The sequence below is a fragment of the Paraburkholderia sp. RCC_158 genome (genome assembly GCF_041355255.1).
In the GTDB taxonomy this organism is placed as follows: Bacteria; Pseudomonadota; Gammaproteobacteria; order Burkholderiales; family Burkholderiaceae; genus Paraburkholderia; species Paraburkholderia graminis.
The window spans coordinates 367,576-388,672 of record NZ_JBFUPM010000003.1; the positions used below are offsets into that span (position 1 = coordinate 367,576).

16 protein-coding genes and 1 tRNA gene are annotated in these 21,097 nt (G+C 64.2%); 11 read left to right on the forward strand and 6 right to left on the reverse strand.

Annotated elements, in window-relative coordinates:
• Nucleotides 1–231: 231 nt before the first annotated feature.
• Complete coding sequence (gene purL, locus AB6809_RS08655) at nt 232–4,326, reverse strand: phosphoribosylformylglycinamidine synthase (protein ID WP_371026365.1); 4,095 nt, start codon at nt 4,324–4,326, stop codon at nt 232–234.
• A gap of 350 nt (nt 4,327–4,676) precedes the next feature.
• Between purL and AB6809_RS08660 the strand changes: the two genes are divergently transcribed.
• The 3 genes from AB6809_RS08660 to pgi all read left to right on the forward strand — a co-directional run bounded on the left by AB6809_RS08660 (nt 4,677) and on the right by pgi (nt 9,783).
• Nucleotides 4,677–5,984 carry an FAD-dependent oxidoreductase gene (locus tag AB6809_RS08660; RefSeq protein WP_371026366.1) on the forward strand — a complete coding sequence of 436 codons (1,308 nt, stop codon included), beginning with the start codon at nt 4,677–4,679 and terminating at the stop codon, nt 5,982–5,984.
• A gap of 246 nt (nt 5,985–6,230) precedes the next feature.
• Nucleotides 6,231–7,817 carry a bifunctional ADP-dependent NAD(P)H-hydrate dehydratase/NAD(P)H-hydrate epimerase gene (locus tag AB6809_RS08665; RefSeq protein ID WP_006048951.1) on the forward strand — a complete coding sequence of 529 codons (1,587 nt, stop codon included), beginning with the start codon at nt 6,231–6,233 and terminating at the stop codon, nt 7,815–7,817.
• 343 nt (nt 7,818–8,160) lie between these two features.
• Entirely contained in the window at nt 8,161–9,783 is a 1,623-nt protein-coding gene (gene pgi / locus AB6809_RS08670) for a glucose-6-phosphate isomerase (RefSeq protein WP_029968372.1), read from the forward strand.
• Nucleotides 9,784–9,961: 178 nt separating this feature from the next.
• Here the strand turns inward: pgi and AB6809_RS08675 are convergent, their stop codons facing one another.
• A complete protein-coding gene (locus AB6809_RS08675) occupies nt 9,962–10,648 on the reverse strand; it encodes an ABC transporter ATP-binding protein (RefSeq protein WP_029968371.1) in 687 nt (228 codons plus the stop codon).
• On the opposite strand from AB6809_RS08675, the gene AB6809_RS08680 reads away from it, so the two are divergent.
• Together AB6809_RS08680 and AB6809_RS08685 are read left to right on the forward strand one after the other, a co-directional pair.
• A complete protein-coding gene (locus tag AB6809_RS08680; protein WP_371026367.1) occupies nt 10,647–11,393 on the forward strand; it encodes an arylesterase in 747 nt (248 codons plus the stop codon). The two genes, AB6809_RS08675 and AB6809_RS08680, sit on opposite strands and share 2 nt — an antisense overlap.
• Nucleotides 11,394–11,509: 116 nt before the next feature.
• Nucleotides 11,510–11,851 carry a hypothetical protein gene (locus AB6809_RS08685; protein WP_006048947.1) on the forward strand — a complete coding sequence of 114 codons (342 nt, stop codon included), beginning with the start codon at nt 11,510–11,512 and terminating at the stop codon, nt 11,849–11,851.
• A 177-nt stretch (nt 11,852–12,028) separates the two neighbouring features.
• On the opposite strand, the gene AB6809_RS08690 is transcribed toward AB6809_RS08685, so the two are convergent.
• Both AB6809_RS08690 and AB6809_RS08695 read right to left on the reverse strand, forming a co-directional pair.
• On the reverse strand, nt 12,029–13,969 hold the full coding sequence (locus AB6809_RS08690) for a SurA N-terminal domain-containing protein (protein WP_371026368.1): 1,941 nt from the start codon (nt 13,967–13,969) through the stop codon (nt 12,029–12,031).
• An 83-nt stretch (nt 13,970–14,052) separates the two neighbouring features.
• Nucleotides 14,053–14,129 (reverse strand) — tRNA-Asp (locus AB6809_RS08695).
• A gap of 244 nt (nt 14,130–14,373) precedes the next feature.
• Here AB6809_RS08695 and AB6809_RS08700 point away from each other — a divergent pair.
• The 3 genes from AB6809_RS08700 to AB6809_RS08710 all read left to right on the forward strand — a co-directional run bounded on the left by AB6809_RS08700 (nt 14,374) and on the right by AB6809_RS08710 (nt 17,212).
• Nucleotides 14,374–15,279, forward strand: coding sequence for a LysR substrate-binding domain-containing protein (locus AB6809_RS08700; RefSeq protein ID WP_371026369.1), 906 nt, complete (start codon nt 14,374–14,376; stop codon nt 15,277–15,279).
• A gap of 116 nt (nt 15,280–15,395) precedes the next feature.
• Nucleotides 15,396–16,073: an HAD-IA family hydrolase gene (locus AB6809_RS08705; RefSeq protein ID WP_371026370.1), complete on the forward strand. Its 678-nt coding sequence runs from the start codon at nt 15,396–15,398 to the stop codon at nt 16,071–16,073.
• Nucleotides 16,070–17,212 carry a DSD1 family PLP-dependent enzyme gene (locus AB6809_RS08710; protein ID WP_371026371.1) on the forward strand — a complete coding sequence of 381 codons (1,143 nt, stop codon included), beginning with the start codon at nt 16,070–16,072 and terminating at the stop codon, nt 17,210–17,212. Before AB6809_RS08705 ends, AB6809_RS08710 begins: the two co-directional genes overlap by 4 nt.
• Nucleotides 17,213–17,247: 35 nt before the next feature.
• On the opposite strand, the gene AB6809_RS08715 is transcribed toward AB6809_RS08710, so the two are convergent.
• On the reverse strand, nt 17,248–17,751 hold the full coding sequence (locus AB6809_RS08715; protein WP_371026372.1) for a flavin reductase family protein: 504 nt from the start codon (nt 17,749–17,751) through the stop codon (nt 17,248–17,250).
• A gap of 125 nt (nt 17,752–17,876) precedes the next feature.
• Between AB6809_RS08715 and AB6809_RS08720 the strand changes: the two genes are divergently transcribed.
• From AB6809_RS08720 to AB6809_RS08730, 3 genes are all read left to right on the forward strand, one after another.
• A complete protein-coding gene (locus AB6809_RS08720) occupies nt 17,877–18,659 on the forward strand; it encodes an SDR family NAD(P)-dependent oxidoreductase (protein WP_371026448.1) in 783 nt (260 codons plus the stop codon).
• Nucleotides 18,660–18,668: 9 nt separating this feature from the next.
• Nucleotides 18,669–20,039, forward strand: a complete 1,371-nt coding sequence (locus AB6809_RS08725) for a 3-deoxy-D-arabino-heptulosonate 7-phosphate synthase (RefSeq protein WP_371026373.1) — start codon at nt 18,669–18,671, stop codon at nt 20,037–20,039.
• 103 nt (nt 20,040–20,142) lie between these two features.
• The gene (locus AB6809_RS08730) at nt 20,143–20,667 is read left to right on the forward strand and encodes a cyclophilin-like fold protein (RefSeq protein WP_371026375.1); all 525 of its coding nucleotides are present in this window, start codon (nt 20,143–20,145) and stop codon (nt 20,665–20,667) included.
• Nucleotides 20,668–20,808: 141 nt separating this feature from the next.
• On the opposite strand, the gene AB6809_RS08735 is transcribed toward AB6809_RS08730, so the two are convergent.
• Nucleotides 20,809–21,084, reverse strand: coding sequence for a DUF4148 domain-containing protein (locus AB6809_RS08735; protein ID WP_029968351.1), 276 nt, complete (start codon nt 21,082–21,084; stop codon nt 20,809–20,811).
• Nucleotides 21,085–21,097: the final 13 nt, after the last annotated feature.

Genomic DNA, 21,097 nt, shown 5'->3' on the forward strand with positions numbered 1-21,097 from the left:
TACGAAGCGGGTCAAAATGGGGTGAAACCGGGTGTTTCGTACCCGAGCGGATACGAAACCGGTGAAAAGCGGGAGAAATGAGGTGTTTCGTACCCGAGCGGGTACGAAGAGAAGTGGAGCGAAGCGGCCGCGAGGGCTAGGACGGCGACCTGCGGCTCGGCGCAGCGGAACGGGCTGCCGCGAAAGACGCGGCAGCCCGTTCTACGGCTCTACCGGCTACACTCCAGGCGATCAGCCCAACCAGCGCCGTGCGTTCTGGAACACGCGCAGCCACGGGCTTGCGTCGGTGGCGCCCTCGCCCCAGCCTTCCGGATGCCAGCTCATCTGCACCGCGCGGTGCACGCGCTCGGTGTGCGGCATCAGCACCGTGAAGCGGCCGTCCGGCGTCGTGACCGACGTGATGCCGTCCGGCGAGCCGTTCGGGTTGAACGGATACTGCTCGGTCGCCTGACCGCGGTGATCGATATAACGCATTGCCACCGCGACCTTCGACGCATCGCCCTGCTGCGAGAAGTCCGCGTAACCCTCGCCGTGCGCGACCGCGACCGGAATACGCGAGCCTTCCATGCCGGTGAAGAAAATCGACGGCGAAGCCTCGACCTGCACGAGCGAAAAGCGCGCTTCGAATTTCTCCGACTTGTTGCGCGTGAACTTCGGCCAGGCTTCGGCGCCCGGGATCATCGACGCGAGGCTGCTCATCATCTGGCAGCCGTTGCAGATGCCGAGCGCGAAGGTGTCCGCGCGGCCGAAGAACGCCGCGAACATGTCGGCGAGTTGCGCGTTGAAGCGGATCGCCTTCGCCCAGCCTTCGCCCGCGCCGAGCGTGTCGCCGTACGAGAAGCCGCCGCACGCAACCGCGCCGGCAAAGTCAGCGAGGTTCGCACGTCCCGCGAGCAGATCGCTCATGTGCACGTCGTGCGCGTCGAAACCGGCGCGGTCGAACGCATAAGCCGTTTCCAGGTGCGAGTTCACGCCCTGCTCGCGCAGGATCGCCACACGCGGACGCGCGCTCTTGCCGACGTACGGCGCGGCGACGTCTTCGGCGGGATCGAACGTCAGCACCGGCGTGATGCCCGGATCGGCGGCGTCGAGCAGCGTGTCGTATTCGGCGTCCGCACAAGCCGGGTTGTCGCGCAGACGCGAAATGCGCCAGCTCACCTCGCTCCATGCGCGATGCAGTTCGACGCGAGGCGCTTCGTAGACCTTCTTCGCATCGCGATAAATTTCGATGACGTCGCGGTCGTTGATCTTGCCGATCACATGCGAGCAGGCCGCGAGGCCATGTTCGCGCAACGCGGCGAGCACCACGTCGCGGTCGGCTGCGCGCACCTGCACCACGGCGCCGAGTTCTTCGTTGAAAAGCGCGCGGATCGTGCGGTCTTCGCGGCGGCCGCTCGTCTGCTTCGCCCAGTCTTTGGCGTCGCCGTAATCGGACTCGTGATGCGGGTCGAGCACCAGCATGTCGACGTTCAGCGACACGCCGACGTGACCCGCGAACGCCATTTCGCAGACCGTCGCCCACAGGCCGCCGTCGGAGCGGTCGTGGTAAGCGAGCAGCTTGCCGTCGCTGTTGAGCGACTGGATCGCGTTGAAGAAGCGCTTGATGTCTTCGGGCTCGTCGACGTCCGGCACCGTATCGCCGATCTGCTGCGTGACCTGCGCGAGGATACTGCCGCCCAGCCGATGCTTGCCGCGGCCGAGGTCGATCGCGATCAGCACCGAGTCGCCGACGCCGTCGGCACCGCTCGCGCGACGCAGTTGCGGCGTGAGATGCCGGCGCACGTCTTCGACGGGCGCGAACGCCGAAATGATGAGCGACACCGGCGCGACCACTTCCTTCGCGACGCCGCGGTCTTCCCATTTCGTGCGCATGGACAGCGAGTCCTTGCCGACCGGAATGCTGATGCCGAGCGCCGGGCACAATTCCATGCCGATCGCCTTCACCGTGTCGTAGAGCGCCGCGTCTTCGCCCGGCGCGCCGCACGCGGCCATCCAGTTCGCCGACAGCTTGAGTTTGTCCAGCGACGCAATCGGCGCCGCTGCGATATTCGTGATCGCCTCGCCAACCGCCATGCGGCCCGACGCCGGCGCGTTGATGACGGCGAGCGGCGTACGCTCGGCCATTGTCATGGCTTCGCCGCGGAAGCCCGCGTAGTCCATCGTCGTGATCGCGACGTCCGCGACCGGCACCTGCCAGGGGCCGACCATCTGGTCGCGCGCGGTCGTGCCACCCACCGAACGGTCGCCGATGGTGATGAGGAATGACTTGCTTGCGACCGTCGGATGACGCAGCACGCTGACCGCGACTTCGGAGAGAGCGATGCCGGTCACATCCACCGCTTGCAGTTTGGACTCGACGCGCTTGACGTCGCGATGCATGCGCGGCGCCTTGCCGAGCAGCACTTCCATCGGCATGTCGACCGGTTGATGCGCGTTGTCGTCCTTCAGTTCAGGATCGATCAGCTTCAGTTGACGCTCGGCCGTGGCCGTGCCGATCACGGCGAACGGGCAGCGCTCACGCTCGCACATGGCCTGGAACGCCGGCAAATCGGCCGGCGCAATGGCCAGCACATAACGCTCTTGCGCCTCGTTCGACCAGATCTCGCGCGGCGACAAACCGCTTTCCTCGAGCTGAATCTTGCGCAGATCGAACAGCGCGCCCTTGCCTGCTCCGTCGACGACTTCCGGAAACGCGTTCGACAAACCGCCCGCGCCCACGTCGTGAATGCTCAGAATCGGATTCTTGTCGCCGAGTTGCCAGCACGCGTTGATGACTTCCTGCGCGCGCCGCTCGATTTCCGGGTTGCCGCGCTGAACCGAGTCGAAGTCGAGTTCGGCTGTGTTCGTGCCCGTCGCCATCGAACTCGCCGCGCCGCCGCCCATGCCGATGCGCATGCCGGGGCCGCCGATCTGAATCAGCAGTGAGCCTTCCGGCAAGTCGTGCTTGTGCGTGTGCTGATCCGAGATATTGCCGATGCCGCCCGCGATCATGATCGGCTTGTGATAGCCGCGCACGAGGCCCGCCACATTCTGCTCGTAAGCACGGAAATAGCCGCCCAGGTTCGGCCGGCCGAATTCGTTGTTGAACGCGGCGCCGCCGAGCGGTCCGTCGATCATGATTTGCAGCGGCGACGCGATACGGTCCGGGCGGCCATACGCTTCGTACTTATTGTTCGGATTGCGATGCGCGAGCGGCTCGGCAACGTCGCGCGCGTTTTCCCATGCCTCGACGGCGTCGGGCAATTCCAGGTTCGACACCGTGAAGCCCGCGAGGCCGGCCTTCGGACGCGCGCCGCGGCCCGTCGCGCCTTCGTCGCGGATTTCACCGCCCGCGCCGGTTGCGGCGCCGGGGAACGGCGAAATCGCGGTCGGGTGATTGTGCGTTTCGACCTTCATCAGCGTGTGCGTGAGCTCGACGCTGCGGCGATAGTGCTCGGGCAATTCGTTCTCGCCGAGCTGCTCCGGCGTGCGCGGGAACCAGCGCTCGGCCATGCCGCCCGCCATGATCGCCGAGTTGTCCGAATACGCGACGATCGTGCCTTGCGGATTGAGCTTCTCGGTATTGCGGATCATGTTGAAGAGCGAGATGTCCTGCTTCTCGCCGTCGATGGTCCATTCCGCGTTGAAAATCTTGTGACGGCAGTGCTCGCTGTTGGCCTGCGCGAACATCATCAGTTCGACGTCGGTCGGATTGCGGCCGAGTTTCGTGAACGCGTCGACCAGGTAGTCGATTTCGTCGTCGGCGAGCGCGAGGCCCAGTTCCGTGTTCGCGGTTTCCAGCGCGCCGCGGCCCTGGCCCAGCACGTCGACGGTTTGCAGCGGCCTGGCCGGCAGTTCGTCGAACAGATGCAGCGCGTAATCGCGCGACGGCGCGACGCTCTCGGTCATGCGGTCGTGCAACGCGGCGGCGACGGCCTCACGTGCTTCGTCGGAGAGCGCCTTCTTGCCGCCGAGCAGCCCGCTTTTCAGCGTGACCGTGTACTCGACGCCGCGCTCGATGCGGCGCACCTGCGTGAGCCCGCACAGATGCGCGATGTCCGTTGCCTTGCTCGCCCACGGCGACACCGTGCCGAAGCGCGGCACCACGAGGAACGTCTCTGCGGCGCCGCGCTCTTTGACTTCTTCGAGCGGATGGCCGTAGTGCATCAGCGCCTCGATTTTCGCGTTGTCTTCTGCGGAAAGCGGAGCGTGCGCGTTGACGAAGTGCAGGTATTGTCCGCGCACGCCCGTGATGTTCGGGTCGATGCGCGTGAGCGTTTCGAGCAGGCGGGTTTGACGGAAATCGGAAAGGGCCGAAGCGCCGGGGAAACACGAGAAGTGGGCCATGGACTTGACGTTGCGTCGCTCAATGATGCCGAAGAGTCGCGCGTGATGGCGACATGAGGCGGAAAGGAAGTCCGGGATTATACCCCGGGAACGGGCTTCCAGCGGCCCGCGCCGTGGGCTCGCCCGCGCTCCGCGAGGCGCTCTCGGCCATGCTCCGGCGCGCCGCGCGCGGTCGTTGACTGCTATCATTCGCCCTTTCATCAGATCGGTGCGAGCAAGGCGTGGCCTTGCGCCGGCCTCACGTCGCGAGCCGCGCCGGACTTCGTTCCGGAAGTCTTGGCTGCGCGCGAGGTGCGGCCGCGCCGCATGTCACGCCTCGGCGCCTCGCCCCGGCAAATCGAATCAGAACAATGGATGTCATCGTCATTGGCGGCGGGATTGCTGGCGTCGCCACCGCTTATCAGCTACGCGCGGCCGGCCACCGGGTATGCGTCGTCGAGCGCCACGCCACCGTCGCGCAGGGCGCCACCTATGGTCACGGCGGCACGGTCCTGCCGACGCCGCTCGACGTCTGGTTCGGCCCGACCTTCATGGCAAGCCGGCAGAACGCGAAAAACGGCGTGATCAGCAAGCCCGGCTTCAGCGGCCCGGCGCGCCAGTTCGTGAAGAAGCTCGCCGCGTTGCAGGAGCCGGACGAGTTCGGTCATCAGTACGAGATGTTGCGGCCGCTCATCGAGTCCTCGCGCGAGGCGATGGCGGACATGGAAGCGCGCTTTGGCTACGAGTTCGAACAGGCAAGCGGCCTGCTCTATCTGGTGCGTTCCGCGCAGGAGTGGCAGCAGTTGCAGCCCGCGCTCGGCCTGCTGGCGCTGCACCACGTGCCGCATCGCGTGCTCAGTCCCGCGGAATGCGCGGCCTACGAGCATTCGGTGCGCACCGACCCGGAATTCGCGGGCGGCGTCGTGTTCGATCACGAACGAACCGCCAATTGTCCGCTCTTCACCAAGCTCATCAAGCAGACGCTCGACAACCAGGGCGGCGTGCAGTTCATGCTCGGCTGCGAGGTGTCGTCGATCCGCCTCGACGGCCAGCGCGCGGCGGTCGAACTTGCGTCGCGGCCGGGCGAAACTTCCCGTTCGCGCGAAGTCGACGTGATTCACGCGGACGCCGTCGTGGTCGCCGCCGGTCAAGGCAGTCTCGCGCTGCTCGAGCGCCTCGGCTTGCGACTGCCGCTCTATCCGTTGCGCATTCACACGCTGGTCGCACCGATCGCGCATGAAGAATGCGCGCCGCACGTGGCCATCGTCGATGCGGTCAAGCGCATCACGATCAGCCGCATGAATCACCGTTTGCGGATTGCCGGCGGCGCGGTCCTGCAAGCCGCCAACCAGCTCGACAAGCCGCTTGGCGAGGCGCTGACCAAGGAAGCGCTCGCGCTCCTCGGCCAGGCCACGCACGACTGGATTCCCGGCGCCGCGCGCATCTCGGCGGCCTTGCCGTGGGAAGGCGTCAAGCTGTTGTCGCCGGACGGACTGCCGGTGGTCGGCAATGCGCTGCATCCGCGGCTCTTCGTCAATGTCGGGCATGGCCCCGCGGGCTGGGGCGTCGCCTGCGGAGCGGGCAAGCTGGTCGCGGATCTGATCTCGGGCAAGACGCCGGATCTGCCGGCGGAAACGCTCGCCGCGTTGCGGGCCGAGCGGTTCGGGCAAGGGGTTTAAGCGCTGCGCGGGCCGTGGGACGTAGCCACGGTTTTGCGAATGCCGTTCGCGCCCGGCCATCGCTAGCAGTGCCGCCGGCGCTTTGCATGGCCGCAGACCAGCTCGCCTCATCTCACTTCATCTCGCCTCGTCTCATCTCGCCTGGCCAAACTGCCACGCGGCGCGTCCATCGGCACTACCATAGCGATTCCAGAAGCTCTCGCGCCTTACCCAAGGTGCTCGCCTTGTCTTCGCCCTGTTCTCGCCATGACCGATGCCGACCTCACGCCGCCGACGCTGATCCGCCCGCAAAACCGCGCGCTGCCGCTGCTCACGCTGACCGATCTGCGGATCGCCGAAACGCAAGCCGCGGCGTCGCTGCCCGCGCACACGCTGATGGACCGCGCCGGCAAGGCGGCCGCCAGCTTCCTGCGCGAACAGATCACGCGCGACACGTCGACGGAAAAATCCCGCCAGCGCGTCTGGCTGATCGCCGGTCCCGGCAACAACGGCGGCGACGCGCTGATTCTCGCGACGCAACTGCACAAGGCCGGCATCGCCACGGAACTGTGCATGCCCGTCGAAGTGAAACCGGACGACGCCCGCTGGGCGCTCGACACGGCGCGCGCGAACGGCGTCTCGATCACCCAGGCGCCGCCTGCTTCGTTCGATGGGTACACGTGGCTTGTCGACGGCATGTTCGGCATTGGCCTCGCGCGCCCACTGGAAGGCGTGTTCGCCGACATCGCGCGCCGGCTTTCGCAGCGCACGCGGGCGCGGCCGCATGGCGGCGGCGTGCTGGCGCTCGACGTGCCGAGCGGTCTCGACAGCGACACCGGCACGATCGTCGGCGACGGCGACGCCGCGGTGCGCGCGACGCACACGGTCACGTTCATCGCCGGAAAGCCGGGCCTCTTTACCGCGCAGGGCCGCGATCTTGCCGGCGCGGTGACGGTCGCGCCGATCGGCATCGACAGCACGGCGCGCGCCTCGGTTCGGCTGAACGCGCCGGAACTGTTCGCGACGTTCCTGCCGCCGCGCGACTTCGCGACCAACAAGGGCACGTTCGGCAGTCTCGCGGTGGTCGGCGGCGACACCGGCATGTGCGGCGCGCCGATTCTGGCATCGCGCGCCGCGCTTTTCTGCGGCGCGGGGAAGGTCCACGTCGCGCTGCTCGGCGCGGGCGCCCCGCCCTACGACCCGCCGCATCCCGAACTGATGCTGCATGCCGTCGACGATCTGCCGCTCGACAAAATGGACGCGCTGGCGGTGGGCTGCGGCATGGGCCACGGCGAGCGCGCCACGCGCGTGCTGCGCGACGTGCTGCAACTCGACGTGCCGAAGCTGCTCGATGCCGACGCGCTCAATCTGATTTCGAACGACGCCGCGTTGGCCGCGGCCGTCACCGCGCGCGGCGTCGAAGGCGATCCGTGCGTGCTCACGCCGCATCCGCTCGAAGCCGCGCGCCTGCTCGGCACCGACGCCGCCGGCGTGCAGCGGGACCGCCTCGGCGCGGCGCGCGCGCTCGCTGCGCGCTTCGCGAGCGTGGTGGTGCTCAAGGGAACGGGCACGGTGATCGCCGCCCCCGACGGCCGTCTCACGATCAATCCGACCGGCAATGCCGCGCTCGCGACGGGCGGCACCGGCGACGTGCTCGGCGGCATCATCGGCGCCTTGCTCGCGCAACGCCTGCCGGGCTACGAAGCGGCGCTCGCGGGCGTCTATCTGCACGGACTGGCCGCCGACACGCTCACCGCGCAAGGTCACGGCCCTGCCGGATTGACGGCGGGCGAACTCGCGCCGATGGTGCGCAGCCTGATGAACCGCATGTTCTATCCGTCGACGCAATCATGAGTGATGGCGCGCTGAGCGGCATCGCGCCGCGTGCGGCAAGAGGCGTCCTATACCGGGTGGCTAAAGCCCTGCCGCCTGTCACGCAACGCCGCTATACTGAGTGACTGCGTGACCCACTGTGTAGATAGACCGCGCTAAGCGATTATGTTCGCAGCGTGTCGCATGCAGTGCCTCGCGAATCGCGATGGATTCCACGAACCGCGGCGAAGCGCTGCATGGTGCCGCAGCTTCTGAAATTTCACCACGAACGCGGCCGTGCGGTCTCGCTCTAACAGCATCGTTGCATCATCCCTGGCGGCGCTTCGCGCGCGCCTTTCTTCGTGCCCCTGGTTAGACGGACGCTATGACCCAGAACTCGCTCCCCTCCTGGTCCTCGCTGCAAACGCATTACGAGCAGATTCGCAATGCACACCTGCGCGACTGGTTCGCCCCCGAGAACGATCCCGCGCCCACGCGTGCCGAACGCTTTGCGTTCGCCGGCGGCGGTCTCGCGGCCGACTTTTCGAAGAACCGCATCACCGACGACACGCTGAAGCTGCTCGTGCAACTCGCCCGCGAAGCCGGCGTCGAAAAGCGCCGCGACGCGATGTTCGCGGGCGAAGTCGTCAATCCGACCGAAGGCCGGGCGGCGCTGCATACCGCGCTGCGCGCGAGCAGCCCGAGCGCGCCGTTCCACGCGCAGGTGCAAGCCGAGCGCGCCAAGATGGCCGCGTTCGCCGACCAGGTGCGCAGCGGCGCGTGGACCGGCTACACGGGCAAGCGCATTCGCCACGTGGTGAACATCGGCATCGGCGGCTCGGACCTCGGGCCGAAAATGGTCGTGCACGCGCTGCATCATCTGGCTACGCCCGAGATCGCCACGCACTTCGTGTCGAATGTGGACGGCGCGGATCTCTACAACGTGATGCAGCAAATCGATCCCGAAGAGACGCTCGCCATCATCGTTTCGAAGACCTTCACCACGCTCGAAACCATGACGAACGCGCGCTCGCTGCGCGACTGGTTCATCGAGAAAGGCTGCCCGGAAAACGCGCTCGCGAAGCACTTCGTCGGCGTATCGGCGAACCCTTCGGAAGTGGTCAAGTTCGGCATTGCGCAAGAGAACGTGTTCGAGATGTGGGACTGGGTGGGCGGCCGCTATTCGCTGTGGTCGGCAGTCGGTCTGTCGATCATGATCGCGGTCGGACCGCAGCAGTTCGGCGAGCTGCTCGCGGGCGCCAACGACATGGACGAGCATTTCCGCACCGCGCCGCTCGACAAGAATTTGCCCGTGCTGCTCGGCATGATCGGCATCTGGTATCGCAACTTCTTCGGCTCGCAGAGCTATCTCGTCGCGCCGTATTCGGAAGCGCTGCACTACCTGCCTTCGTATCTTCAGCAACTGGAGATGGAGAGCAACGGCAAGTCGGCGCGTCTGGATGGCGCGATGGTCGACTATCCGACCTCCGCCGTGACGTGGGGCGAGCCGGGCACGAACGGCCAGCATGCGTTCTTCCAGATGCTGCATCAAGGTCCGACCATTGTGCCGATCGACTTCGTCGCTGTGCTGACGCCGGAGCATCCGCTCGTCAATCATCACGCGAAGCTGCTCGCCAACTGCTTCGCGCAAAGCGAAGCGCTGATGCTCGGCCGCACGCTCGAAGAAGCGAAAAAGGTCGCCGGTCCGGACAAGCCGGAGCTTGCGCCGCACCTCGTGTTCCCGGGCAACCGTCCGACCAGCACGCTGATTCTCGACGCGCTCACCGCACGTTCGCTCGGTGCGTTGATCGCGCTGTACGAACACAAGGTGCTGGTGCAGGCGTCGGTCTGGAACATCAATCCGTTCGATCAATGGGGCGTCGAGCTGGGCAAGATTCTCGGCAAGGTGGTTGAAGCCGATCTCACCGCGGCAAGCGTCGATGAAAAGAAACACGATTCATCGACGTCGGCGTTGATCGCAAGGGCGCGGGCGGCTTTGAAGCGCTGATGTTCGTGCGCTGGTCGAATAGATGCTTGCGGCCGGCGTGTCGGATATGCGCTGTGCCGGGTGAAGTAGAAAGCGGGCCTTTAGCGGCCCGCTTTTTTTCGACCTAACGGCATGTGTCGCGCTTACTGGTTGTAGCTCGCTGATGAGCGCGGTGTTAACCGCGCCTCCTCCACCTCGCTCACGCCAGACGCCCCGCTTCGATCGTCACTGTCGTATCGCAGCGGCGCGCCAGTTCGACGTCGTGCGTGACGAGAATCAGCGTTGCGCCATTCGCGCGATTCATCTCGAACATCAGGTCGATCACCGCGTGGCCGGTCGCGGCATCGAGGCTGCCGGTCGGTTCATCGGCGAAGAGAATGGCCGGGTGCGTGACGAACGCGCGCGCCAGTGCGACGCGTTGCTGTTCGCCGCCCGACAGCAGCTTCGGATAATGACCGGTGCGCTGTCCGAGGCCGACTTGCTCGAGCAGCCGGCGCGCGCGCAGCGCGGCCTCGCGGGTGCCGATACCGCCTTGCAGTTCCAACGGCAAGGTGACGTTTTCGAGCGCGGTCAAATGCGGCATCAACTGGAACGACTGGAACACGAAGCCGACCGAGCCGCTGCGCAATGCCGCGCGCTCGTCTTCGTTCAATGTCGTCAGCTCGCGGCCGAGCAGACGAACCGAGCCGGCGCTCGCGCTGTCCAATCCTGCGAGTAGGCCGAGCAGCGTAGACTTGCCCGACCCGGACGCGCCGACTATCGCGACACTGCTGCCGGCCTGGATAGCCAGGTCGATGTTGTCGAGAATGGTCAGTTCGCCCGTTGCATCCTTAACCTTCTTGCACAAACCCCGCACTTCAATGACTGGATCAGTTTTGTTTAGCATGGTGAGGCGTAGGTTGAAAGTGCGCGCCATCAGGCGTTGCGCCAACGCCATTATTCCGGCAACGAGCTCAGTGGTAATCGGCTCGGTCGTATTGGCCGCGGCCTTGCTATCGGCGAGTTTCGCGGTTCGCGCGGCTAATGTACCCAACGCACCCAACGCACCGAATGCGCCCGAAGCGGCCAGGCCGGTGATCGTCGTATTGGGCGATAGCATCTCCGCCGAATACGGCCTGCCCCGCGATACGGGCTGGGTTGCGTTGCTGCGCCAGCGCCTGACCGAAGAGCGAATCGATTATAGCGTTGCCAACGCCAGCATCAGCGGCGACACGACGAGCGGCGGACGAGCCCGCTTGCCAGCGCTGATGCAGCGTTTGAAGCCGAGCATTGTGATCGTGGAACTGGGTGCGAACGACGCGTTGCGCGGCGTGCCGCTCGCCACGACCGAGGCGAACCTGCGCACGATCATCGAAGAGGCGCAGCAAGGTCACGCGAAGGTCGTGCTCGTGGGCATGTACGTGCCGCCTAACTACGGCCCCGACTATACGCAAAAGTTCCACGGCATCTATGGCCAGCTCGCGAAGCAACTGCGCGTGCCGCTCGTGCCGTTTCTGCTCGCCGGCATTGCCGACAAGCCCGATATGTTCCAGGCTGACCAGATTCATCCGACGCAGCAGGCACAGCCAGTGCTACTGAACAACGTGTGGCCCGCTGTGAAGCCACTCCTTCGTGCAAGTTCGCCGCGCTAGGCAGGCGGCTAGCAACTTGTGTCCGACATCACGGGAACACGGATCGGCGCGCTCTATCTCACGCTTCGCAATCCCGTGTACCCGGCTCGATTCTGAGCGACTTCTGAGGAGATAACGTGAAATACCTACCGTTAATCGCTTTGACCGTGGCAATTTCTGCCTGCGCCGCTCAACCGCCGGCTGGCGTCCAATCCGTTGGACAAAGCCAGCAACCGCCGAAGGCCGTGGCGACCTGCATCGCGCAAAAGTGGGCGGACGGCTCGCAGCAGCAGGTCGTGTCGCAAGACACGCTCGCTAACGATCAGGCCGTCGACGTGTATGTGCCTGGCCAGCAGCCGCCGAACGGCGCGGCCGCTGTCGTGCGTCCTTCATACTCCGGCAAGGGTTCGTGGGTCGGCTTCCGCGCAAACGGCGCAGCAGGCAGCGACGCCACCGGCGCGATCAGTTCGTGCCTGTAATCGCGAGGCGCTGACCAGCGCCAGGATCGTTCGACGAGCGCTCAGTTGTCGAATGAAGCTTGTCGAATGAAAAGTGTCGCGAAATGCAAAAAGCCCCGCCGTTGCGGGGCTTTTTGCGTTTGCGTGCTGCTGACTAACAGGCTGCAACCGGGCTGCAACGAGGCTGCAACGCGAGACTTACTGGTCGCTTGCCTGCGCGTTGCCGCTGCTTTCGAGCGAGCCGTACAGCTTCACCTTCGAGCGGGCGCGCAGTGCCTCGACATACGCCTCGGCTTCCGACTGCGATTGCACCTGCGCGATCTGCTGCTGAGCCGCAGCCAGACGCTGCGGGTCCACCGCCCCACCCGTCACGACCGCGTTCACCCGATAGATCGCGTAACCATCGTCGCCGAGATCGACGCCTACGTAGGCGGGCAACTTTTGCGCGTCCGCCTTGTAGATCGCGCTCAAGGCCGCCGGAGGCATGCCTTGCGCGTCGTTGCGCGACACTTTCAGCGGCGACGAGAAACCCGTGGTCGCCTTCGACTTCTCCAACTCCGCGAGCTTTGCGATGCCGTCCTTATGCGCGGCTTCGTTCGACTGGGCCGCGATGACCTTCTGACGCACGGTGTCCTTGATCGCGTCGAGCGCCGGCACGGCCGCGGCCTTGTAGTCGGTGACACGCGCCGCGATCAGCGTGTTGCCGCCGACGTCGATTGCCTGCGTGTTGTTGCGCGCATTGACCGAGTCGTTCGCGAACACGGCGGCGAGGAACTTCGCGTTGTTCAGCGGGCTGTCGGGCGGCAGCTTCGGATCGGGCTGCGGCGTGACCGTGGCCGTCTGCAACTGAAGCTTGTACTTGTCGGCAGCCGGTTGCAGGCTCTTCGCCTTCTCATAGACGATGGACGTGAAACCTTCCGAGTCGTCGCTGAACGCCTTGCTGGCGAGTTGGGTCTTCAGGTCGCGCGCGATCTGATCTTTCACTTCGTCGAACGGCTTGGTAGCGGCCGGCTTCACGTCCGTCACCTTGACGATGTGATAGCCGAAGTCCGTTTGCACGATGCCGCTGACCTCGTCCTTCTTGAGCGCGAACACCGCGTCGTCGAACGCCTTGCCGCCTGCGATCATGCCGCGGCCAAAGTAGCCGAGATCGCCGCCCTTCGCCGCCGAGCCGGGGTCTTGCGAGTTCTGTTGCGCGATCTGAGCGAATTGATCAGGATGCGCCTTGATCTGTGCGAGCAACTCGTCGGCCTTCTGCTTCGCCTTGGCCTTGTCGGCCGCGCTCGCGTCTTTCGGCGCTGCGATCAGGATATGGCTCGCGCGCACCTGGCCTTCAGTGCGGTAGTGCGCGATGTTGTCGTCGTAGTATTTTTTCAGCTCGGCGTCGCCGGGCTGCACCGACGCGGCGACCGTGGCCGGCGACATCACCAGATACTGGATGGTCGCCGTGGCCGGCGTCGCGAAGTCGTTGCGATGGGCGTCGTAATAGGCCTGCAACTGCGCGTCGGTAGGCTGCACCTTCGCGGCATAGTCGCGGGGATGGAACGCGATGCCCTGCACTTCGCGCTGCTGCTCGGCGAGTTCGGTCAAATGCTGCGCGAGCGTTTTCGACGTGAAGGCGCTGCCCTGAATGGCGGCGGGCAACTGCTGCGTGGCGATGCTGTAGCGCACGCGCTCGTCGTACTGATCGGGCGTCATGCCCTGCATGGCGAGCAACTGCTTGTAACGGTCGACGTCGATCGAGCCGTCCGGATTTTTCAGCGACGAGATGACCGGATCGTTCAGCAGCACGCGGCGCACGGCGTCGTCGGACGCGGTGAGGTGCAGGCGCTGCGTTTCATCGGCCAGCACGCGTTGTTCGATCAGGCCGTCGAGCATCTGGCTGCGACGCTCCGGCGTGTCGAACGCCTTGATGTCGAACTGCGCGCCGAGCATCTGCCGCGCGCGGTCGAGCTGCTGACGCATCGCGTTGTCGTACTCTGCCCGCGTGATCTTGTGACCGTTGACGCTCGCGACGTTTGCGCTTTCGTCAAAGAAGCCGCGAAAGCCCTGAATGCCCACAAAACCCAGCCCCGGCACAATGACGAGGATGAGCATGAACATCATCAGGCGTTTGTGATTACGGAAAAAATCGAGCATGCGTGAGTGCCAAAAACAGAACGCCCGATCTTACAACAGCGGGCAATAAAAAAGGCGAACCGGAGTTCGCCTTTCAAGGATACTGGCGGAGTGGACGGGACTCGAACCCGCGACCCCCGGCGTGACAGGCCGGTATTCTAACCGACTGAACTACCACTCCTTCTACTACACACTTCTGCATCTTCGCTGCGCTTCTTCTTGCAAGCTGCAGCTTGCCGGGACTGCCCAAATTGCGGCGAAATCGCGGCAAAAAATGAATTGTAGCTGAAGGCGCCGCGTGTCCGCAACTTTTGCGTCCCGGGGTTCGGGCGGCTCCCGATGCGATTCAGGCAAGGTTCGGCGCGTACCTGAGCGGTCCGGCTCACAATCCAATCTCCGTCACTGATCCAGTTAGCGTCACCCAAATGACCGATACCGCCGATATCCGCTTCCTCCTTACCATCCAGCAGAACGGAAGCCTGATCGCCGCCTCGCGCAAGCTCGGCCTCACCGCTTCGGCCGTAACGCAGCGCCTGCAACAGATCGAAAAGAAGCTCGGCAGCAGGCTCGTCGAAAGAACCGCGCGCAAGCTGACCTTTACCGAAGAAGGCACGCTGCTTTGCCTGCGCGGTGCGGAACTGATCGAGCAACTCGACACGCTGCTGGAAGATCTGCGGATTCATCATGGAGGACTGGTCGGCACATTGAAGGTCAATGCGCCGCTCGGTTTCGGCCGGCGCTACCTCGCACCGGTCATCGCCGATTTCCAGCAGGAGAACCCCGACGTCGATGTCGCGCTGACGCTATCCGACCAGCCGCTCACCGAAGCGGCGGACCGGTTCGACGTCGTGGTTCACATCGGCGAGTTGCGCGCATCCAATCTTGTCGGCCATACGATCGCACCGAACGCGCGATTCGTCTGCGCATCCCCTGCTTTCGTGAAGCGTTTCGGCAATCCCGAGCAGCCTGACGACCTCGCGGGACTGCCGTGCATCGTCCTTCGCGAAAATCAGGAAGACGTGTCGCTGTGGCATTTCAGCAAAGGCAAAACCGGCCGCAGCGTCCGCGTGACGTCGAAACTGAGTTGCAACGACGGCGACGTGATCCGCCGATGGGCGTGCGAAGGGCGAGGCGTCATCCTGCGTTCCGAGTGGGATGTCGCGGACGATATCCGGCAAGGCCGGCTGGTGAGGCTGCTGCCCGCCTGGAAAGCACCGGATGCCCACGTGATCGCGCTGACTCACAACCGTTCCGGCTTGCCGAGAAGAACCCGGAATTTCATGCAGTATCTGCAGGCGCGCTTCAAGCCGCTTCCGCCGTGGCGCGTTTGAGCGCGCATCGCATGTTCATATTTTTTGAATCATTGAGTTAGCGCAGCTAAATTCACAGCGGGCTGCTGAAACCTATAATCGAATCGTCCCTGGATTCCGATTGGTTATCAACGTCCATGTCCGCGAAAGATTCCTCACCTCAACCGGGCTATCCGAAAGCCGTCCTGTTCGACCTGTTGACCGCCCTGCTCGATTCGTGGACGCTCTGGAATCGTTGCGCCGGCTCCGAACAGGCAGGCAGAGCGTGGCGCGCGGAGTACCTGCGCCTCACCTACGGCTGCGGCCAATACGTCGAATACGAAACGTTGGTCAAGCGCGCGGCGCAATACGTCGGCCTTCCCGACTCCGCGCCGCAAGCGCTCGAGGACAACTGGCTCGAACTGACGCCGTGGGAAGGCGCATTGGCTGCGCTGCAACAGCTACAGCCTCACTGCAAGCTCGCAGTGGTCACCAATTGTTCGGCACGACTCGGCCGGCAAGCCGCCTCGATTCTGCCCGTGCAATGGGACGTGGTAGTGACAGCAGAAGAAGCCGGCGCCTACAAGCCCAGCCCTCGTCCCTACGAGTTGGCGCTCGACGCGCTGAACGTGCTGCCTCACCAAGCGGCATTCGTCGCGGGTTCCAGTTACGACATGTTCGGTACGGCTGCCGTCGGCTTGCGGACGTACTGGCATAACCGGATCGGCCTGCCGCTCGTCGCCGGCGCACAGCGGCCGGAAATCGAATCGCCGGCACTCGATTCTCTCGCCGCCTGGGCGAGCCACTTCACGCCGAACAAACCGCAAACATCATGACGCTAGACTCACAGGAAACGCCCGCAGCCATCGTCGATGTCCGCAAGATGGAAAAGAATATTGCCGCGATGCAGGAACGGATGAACGCGCTCGGCGTGAAATTCCGCCCGCACGTGAAAACGTCGAAATGCGTCGACGTGGCACAGGCGCAGATCGCCGCCGGGGCTCGGGGCATCACCGTTTCCACGCTGAAAGAGGCGGAAAGTTTTTTCGCGGCCGGCATCGTCGATATTCTTTATGCGGTCAGTATCGTTCCGTCGAAGCTGCCTAGAGTCATGGCGCTGCGGAAACGGGGATGCGATCTGAAGATCGTCGTCGACAATGCGAGCGCCGCGCTCGGCATCGTGGAGTTCTGCAAAACAGCGGGCGAATCGCTGGAAGTGTGGATCGAAGTGGATACCGACGGCCATCGCTCCGGCCTCAAGCCAGAAGAAGATGCGCTGCTCGAAATCGGCCGCATTCTGCACGCGGGCGCGATCAAGGTCGGCGGCGTGTTGACACATGCCGGTTCGAGCTACGAATTGAATACGCCCGAAGCGTTGGCGGCGCTCGCTGAACAGGAACGCGCCGGCTGCGTGCGCGCCGCGCAACGCCTGCGCGCGGCCGGCATTCCGTGCGAGAGCGTGAGCGTCGGCTCCACGCCGACGGCGCTCGCCGCGCGCAGCCTCGAAGGCGTCACCGAAGTGCGTGCCGGCGTCTACGCATTCTTCGATCTCGTGATGCACAACGTCGGTGTGTGCGCGATCGACGATATCGCGCTGAGCGTGCTGACCACGGTGATCGGCCATCAGGAAGACAAGTCGTGGGTGATCGTCGACGCGGGCTGGATGGCCATGAGCCGTGACCGCGGCACGTCGAAGCAGTCACGCGATTTCGGCTATGGACTGCCGTGCACGCTCGACGGCACTCCGCTCGACGGCTATCTGATGATCGGCGCAAACCAGGAGCACGGCATTCTTGCACCGGCCGATGCCGGCCACGCTCCTGATCACGGCGATCTGAAGGCACGTTTTCCGATCGGCAGCCGGCTGCGCGTTCTCCCCAATCACGCGTGTGCAACGGGCGCGCAGTTCCCCGAATATCACGCGCTGCAAGCAACGGGAGAACTCGCCGCGTGGAGCCGCCTGCATGGCTGGTGAAACTCGCGGACCTGCTTGTGAGCCCGCGCCCGCGGCTAGCCAAACTGGTCCGGATAGAGCGCCGCGCTGCCGTCGAGATTGCCGGTTTGCGCGTAGATCAACGGCTCGCCGTCGCGGCGAATGATTGCTCCATCAACGACACGGCCGATGACCAGGCGATGATCCCCCGCCTCGATGTCGCTCGCCACTTCGCACTCGAAGTGCGCGAGCGCCTCGAGGAGCAAGGGCGCACCCGTCCTGCCGGGTTGCCACGACACGGACGCGAGTTTGTCGACGGTGCGGCCCGACTGCGTGCCGAAGTGCTCCGCGAGCGGCTGCTGGTCCGCACTCAACACGCTGATGGCGAAGACCTGGCCGCTTCGCAGCAGTTTGTACGACTCGTGGTCCGTGCCGATCGTGATCGCGACGAGCAACGGCGAAAACGAAACCTGCATGATCGAACTGGCGGTGAACGCGTTGCGTCGATTACCATCCGCAACGCCGACGACATACACGCCGGCCGTCAAATGCCTGAAAAGTTCTGCGATGCGCTCGCTCATCGTGGACTCCTCTTAAGTGCGAAGAAGCGTGTTTCATCATAGCGCCGCTCATGCGTTGCGGCTCGCGCATCGGCTGGAACGCGGCTTGCGGCGCGAAGGTGTTTTACAGCGATCTTCATTTCATCATGAAAGACTCTCTCATCTACAACCGGTTCAGTTCGAAAGTGGTCGTCGTGACAGGCGCCGGGTCCGGGATCGGCGAAGGTGCGGCGCGTCGCTTTGCCGGAGAAGGCGCGTCGGTCGTGTTGGCCGGACGCACTCACGAGAAGCTCGAGCGGGTGGCGCGCGACCTCGACGCTCAACGCACGCTCGTTCACCCCTGCGATGTCTCCAGCTACGAGGCCGCCGAGCAACTGATGGCCGCGGCAATCGCGCGCTTCGGCCGTATCGACGTGCTCGTCAATAACGCAGGAATCGCGCCGACTGGCCGCATCGACGAAGCCTCGCTCGACGACTGGCGCGCGATCATGTCGACCGATCTCGACGGTGTTTTCTATTGCAGCCGCGCGGCGATTCGTCATTTGATCGACGCGCGCGGCTCGATCGTGAACGTGTCGTCGGTGTCCGGCCTGGGCGGCGATTGGGGCATGAGTTTCTACAACGCGGCCAAGGGCGCGGTCACCAATTTCACGCGGGCGCTTGCCCTGGATCACGGCCGCGACGGCGTGCGAGTCAACGCGGTCTGCCCGAGCCTGACGGCCACCGACCTCACGCAAGACATGCTCGGCGACGAAAAGCTGATGGCAAAGTTTCGCGAGCGCATTCCACTCGGCCGCGCAGCCGAGCCCGCTGACATCGCGGCGGTCATCGCTTTTCTCGCCAGCGACGACGCGCGTTTTGTGACCGGCGTGAATCTGCCCGTCGACGGCGGTCTGAGCGCGTCGAACGGCCAGCCGCCGCAAGCGTGAGCGCGACGCGTGCCTGCGCTGCTCGATGACACGCTGAATCGCGTCGTGCGGCGTTATCGCTTGCCGGCCGACGCCTGCAAATTTCCGCCGACGCCCGATGCCAGTCCTGCTGAGGCGCTCGCGATCGTCATCGAGCGGGCTCGCGAAGCCGTGGTCCGCGGCGAAGCGCCCGATGCGGAATTGAAGCGTCGTTTCATCGCAGCGCTCGCTCAGATGATTCGTGACGCGATGCGTGCCGAATCCGGCGACCCCGTTTTCCAGGCGATGGCGTTTCGTCATCGAACGGCTGAGGTGCGCGAGTACGCGTCGCTGGCAGCGCGTGCCGCGCGGGACCGCCGTACGATTCACGCGGCCGTGAACGCCATCGCTCATCCGGCGAAGCAGCAACGAACTCCGCCGGGGCGGCAACGTGATGCGTTGGCTTTGTTGCATGCGTCCGCGGCGTCGGGAGCGTGGTCGGAGTTCGACGCGACGCTGCGGCGGCTTTGCGTCGAGCATTGCTCGGGCGAGTTTCCGTTCGAGCGCAGCTTGACGCAATTGCTCGACAGTCCCGAATTGTCACGCTTGCGGCGTCTCGAACTGCTCGCGTCCGATGATCGTGTGCGTCAATATCAGTCGCTGTGGGATCGGCATGCTCATCGTCCGGGAAGCGCAGCGGCGATTGCCCTCGGCGTTGCATCAAAAGAACGCGGCGCCCAGGTTGAAGCGTTAGCCACGCACGCGCTCGAGCTATTGGCGCGACGACTGAATGAAGCGGAAGACTCGCTCGCGTCGTATCGCATCGTCAACTCGATGCGCGTGCCGGCCGCGATGCCCGCGAGCCACGAGCGTGCAAAAACCGAGTGGGACGTCGTGCTGTTAAGACGTGCAAAGGCGAATGGCGAAGCTGCGGCCTGGGACGTATGCCTGCTCGTGGAGGCGAAGGCATCCGTTGACGCCGCGACCACCGACTTCCCGCGTCTTTTGCGCGGTGTGAATCTGCTTGCCCACGCGGATGAAAACACGGTCTATTCGTTCCTCACCCAGCAAGGCACGGTGAGTGTGCGTGGCGCTTCACTGAGCGCGCTGCGAACGGACGACGCAAGTCTCGCGAAGACCGTGCTCTATTGCTGTGACGCTCCTGCTGAAGCGACTCCGCGTTTGCTTGGTGCCGCCGCTCGTATGCAGTTGTTGTCGGCAGAGGCCAGTCTGGTGTTTGCAAATGTTCTCGCTACCGAACACGATGCCGATTCAAGCGCTCTAGAACCAGTCTGGCAGCAGTTACTCGAATCTCCGAAATGGCATGCCCTGCTCTACCAGTATCCGACGCTGCGCCGGGTTCGCGAGCTGATGGTTCATGCGGAAGATCTGCAATCGGCGGTCATCGCGGCGCTGTATTGATGACGCTGATTCATAGCCTCAAGAAAGCACAGCAACTTAATCTAAGGAAGACTCTCGGATAAAGTGGACAGCGACGTGGACTTCCCAGGCAAAGGAGCAGCATTTGGACACGAAGGTTTGCCGAACAGTTGCACTGGCTGTTGCATTTGCAACGACTGCTCTCCCCTTTATGAGCCGTGGCGCGTCCGCATTAAAGAGCCAAACGAATCCTGCTTACGTACAGACCGCTTCAGCAAAACAAGCCGCAACCATGTCGAACAAATCGACCGCGCTGGCCCGAATCAGGCTGAGCTTCGACGGTAAGCAAGCGGAGGTCGAACTCAACGACAACCCTGCCAGCCGCGACTTGGCTTCCATGCTGCCGCTCACGCTGAACTTCCGGGACTACAACGGAGTGGAGAAAGTCGCCTATCCTCCGCGCAAGCTCTCAACCAAAGGCGCGTCCTTTGGATTGACACCCTCAGTAGGCGACTTTGCGTTGTATGCGCCGTGGGGAAACCTCGTGGCCTACTATCGCGGGTTTCGACATTCCGACGATCTGATTCATCTCGGTCGCTTCACTTCCGGTATAGAAGAACTGTCGAAGATGGACGGCGAGTTCAGCGTCCGTATTGAAGCTGTGCAGTAGTCGGCTTTTGAACTTTCGATGCCGTTCCGTCGTTTTCTCGAACATGCACAAAGAGGCTATGGGACTCGCATCCCATAGCCTCTTTTGCTTGCGAGCGTCGGCAGATAACCGATAGACAACTATCGTCGCGCAATACAGCGATCAGTTGCAGTGAGCGTTGTCGTCGCTCTTATTGGCCGCGAGTTGACTCGACGTGCGTTCCGCTTTCGCGAGCGTAACCTTCGCGGACGCTGCGTGCGCGTCGTCCACCCAGGTCCGCGGATTCATGCGCGCGGGGTTATATCCTGCTGCCGCGTAGTCGGCCGTTTCCTGACGGACCTGCTCACGCGTCAGATCTTGAGCGGACGATTGCGCCGAGGCGAGCACAGGCGCGGACATGGCGATTGCGATAAGAACAAGTTGAAGTTTGCGTTTCATGGTCGTAGCTCCG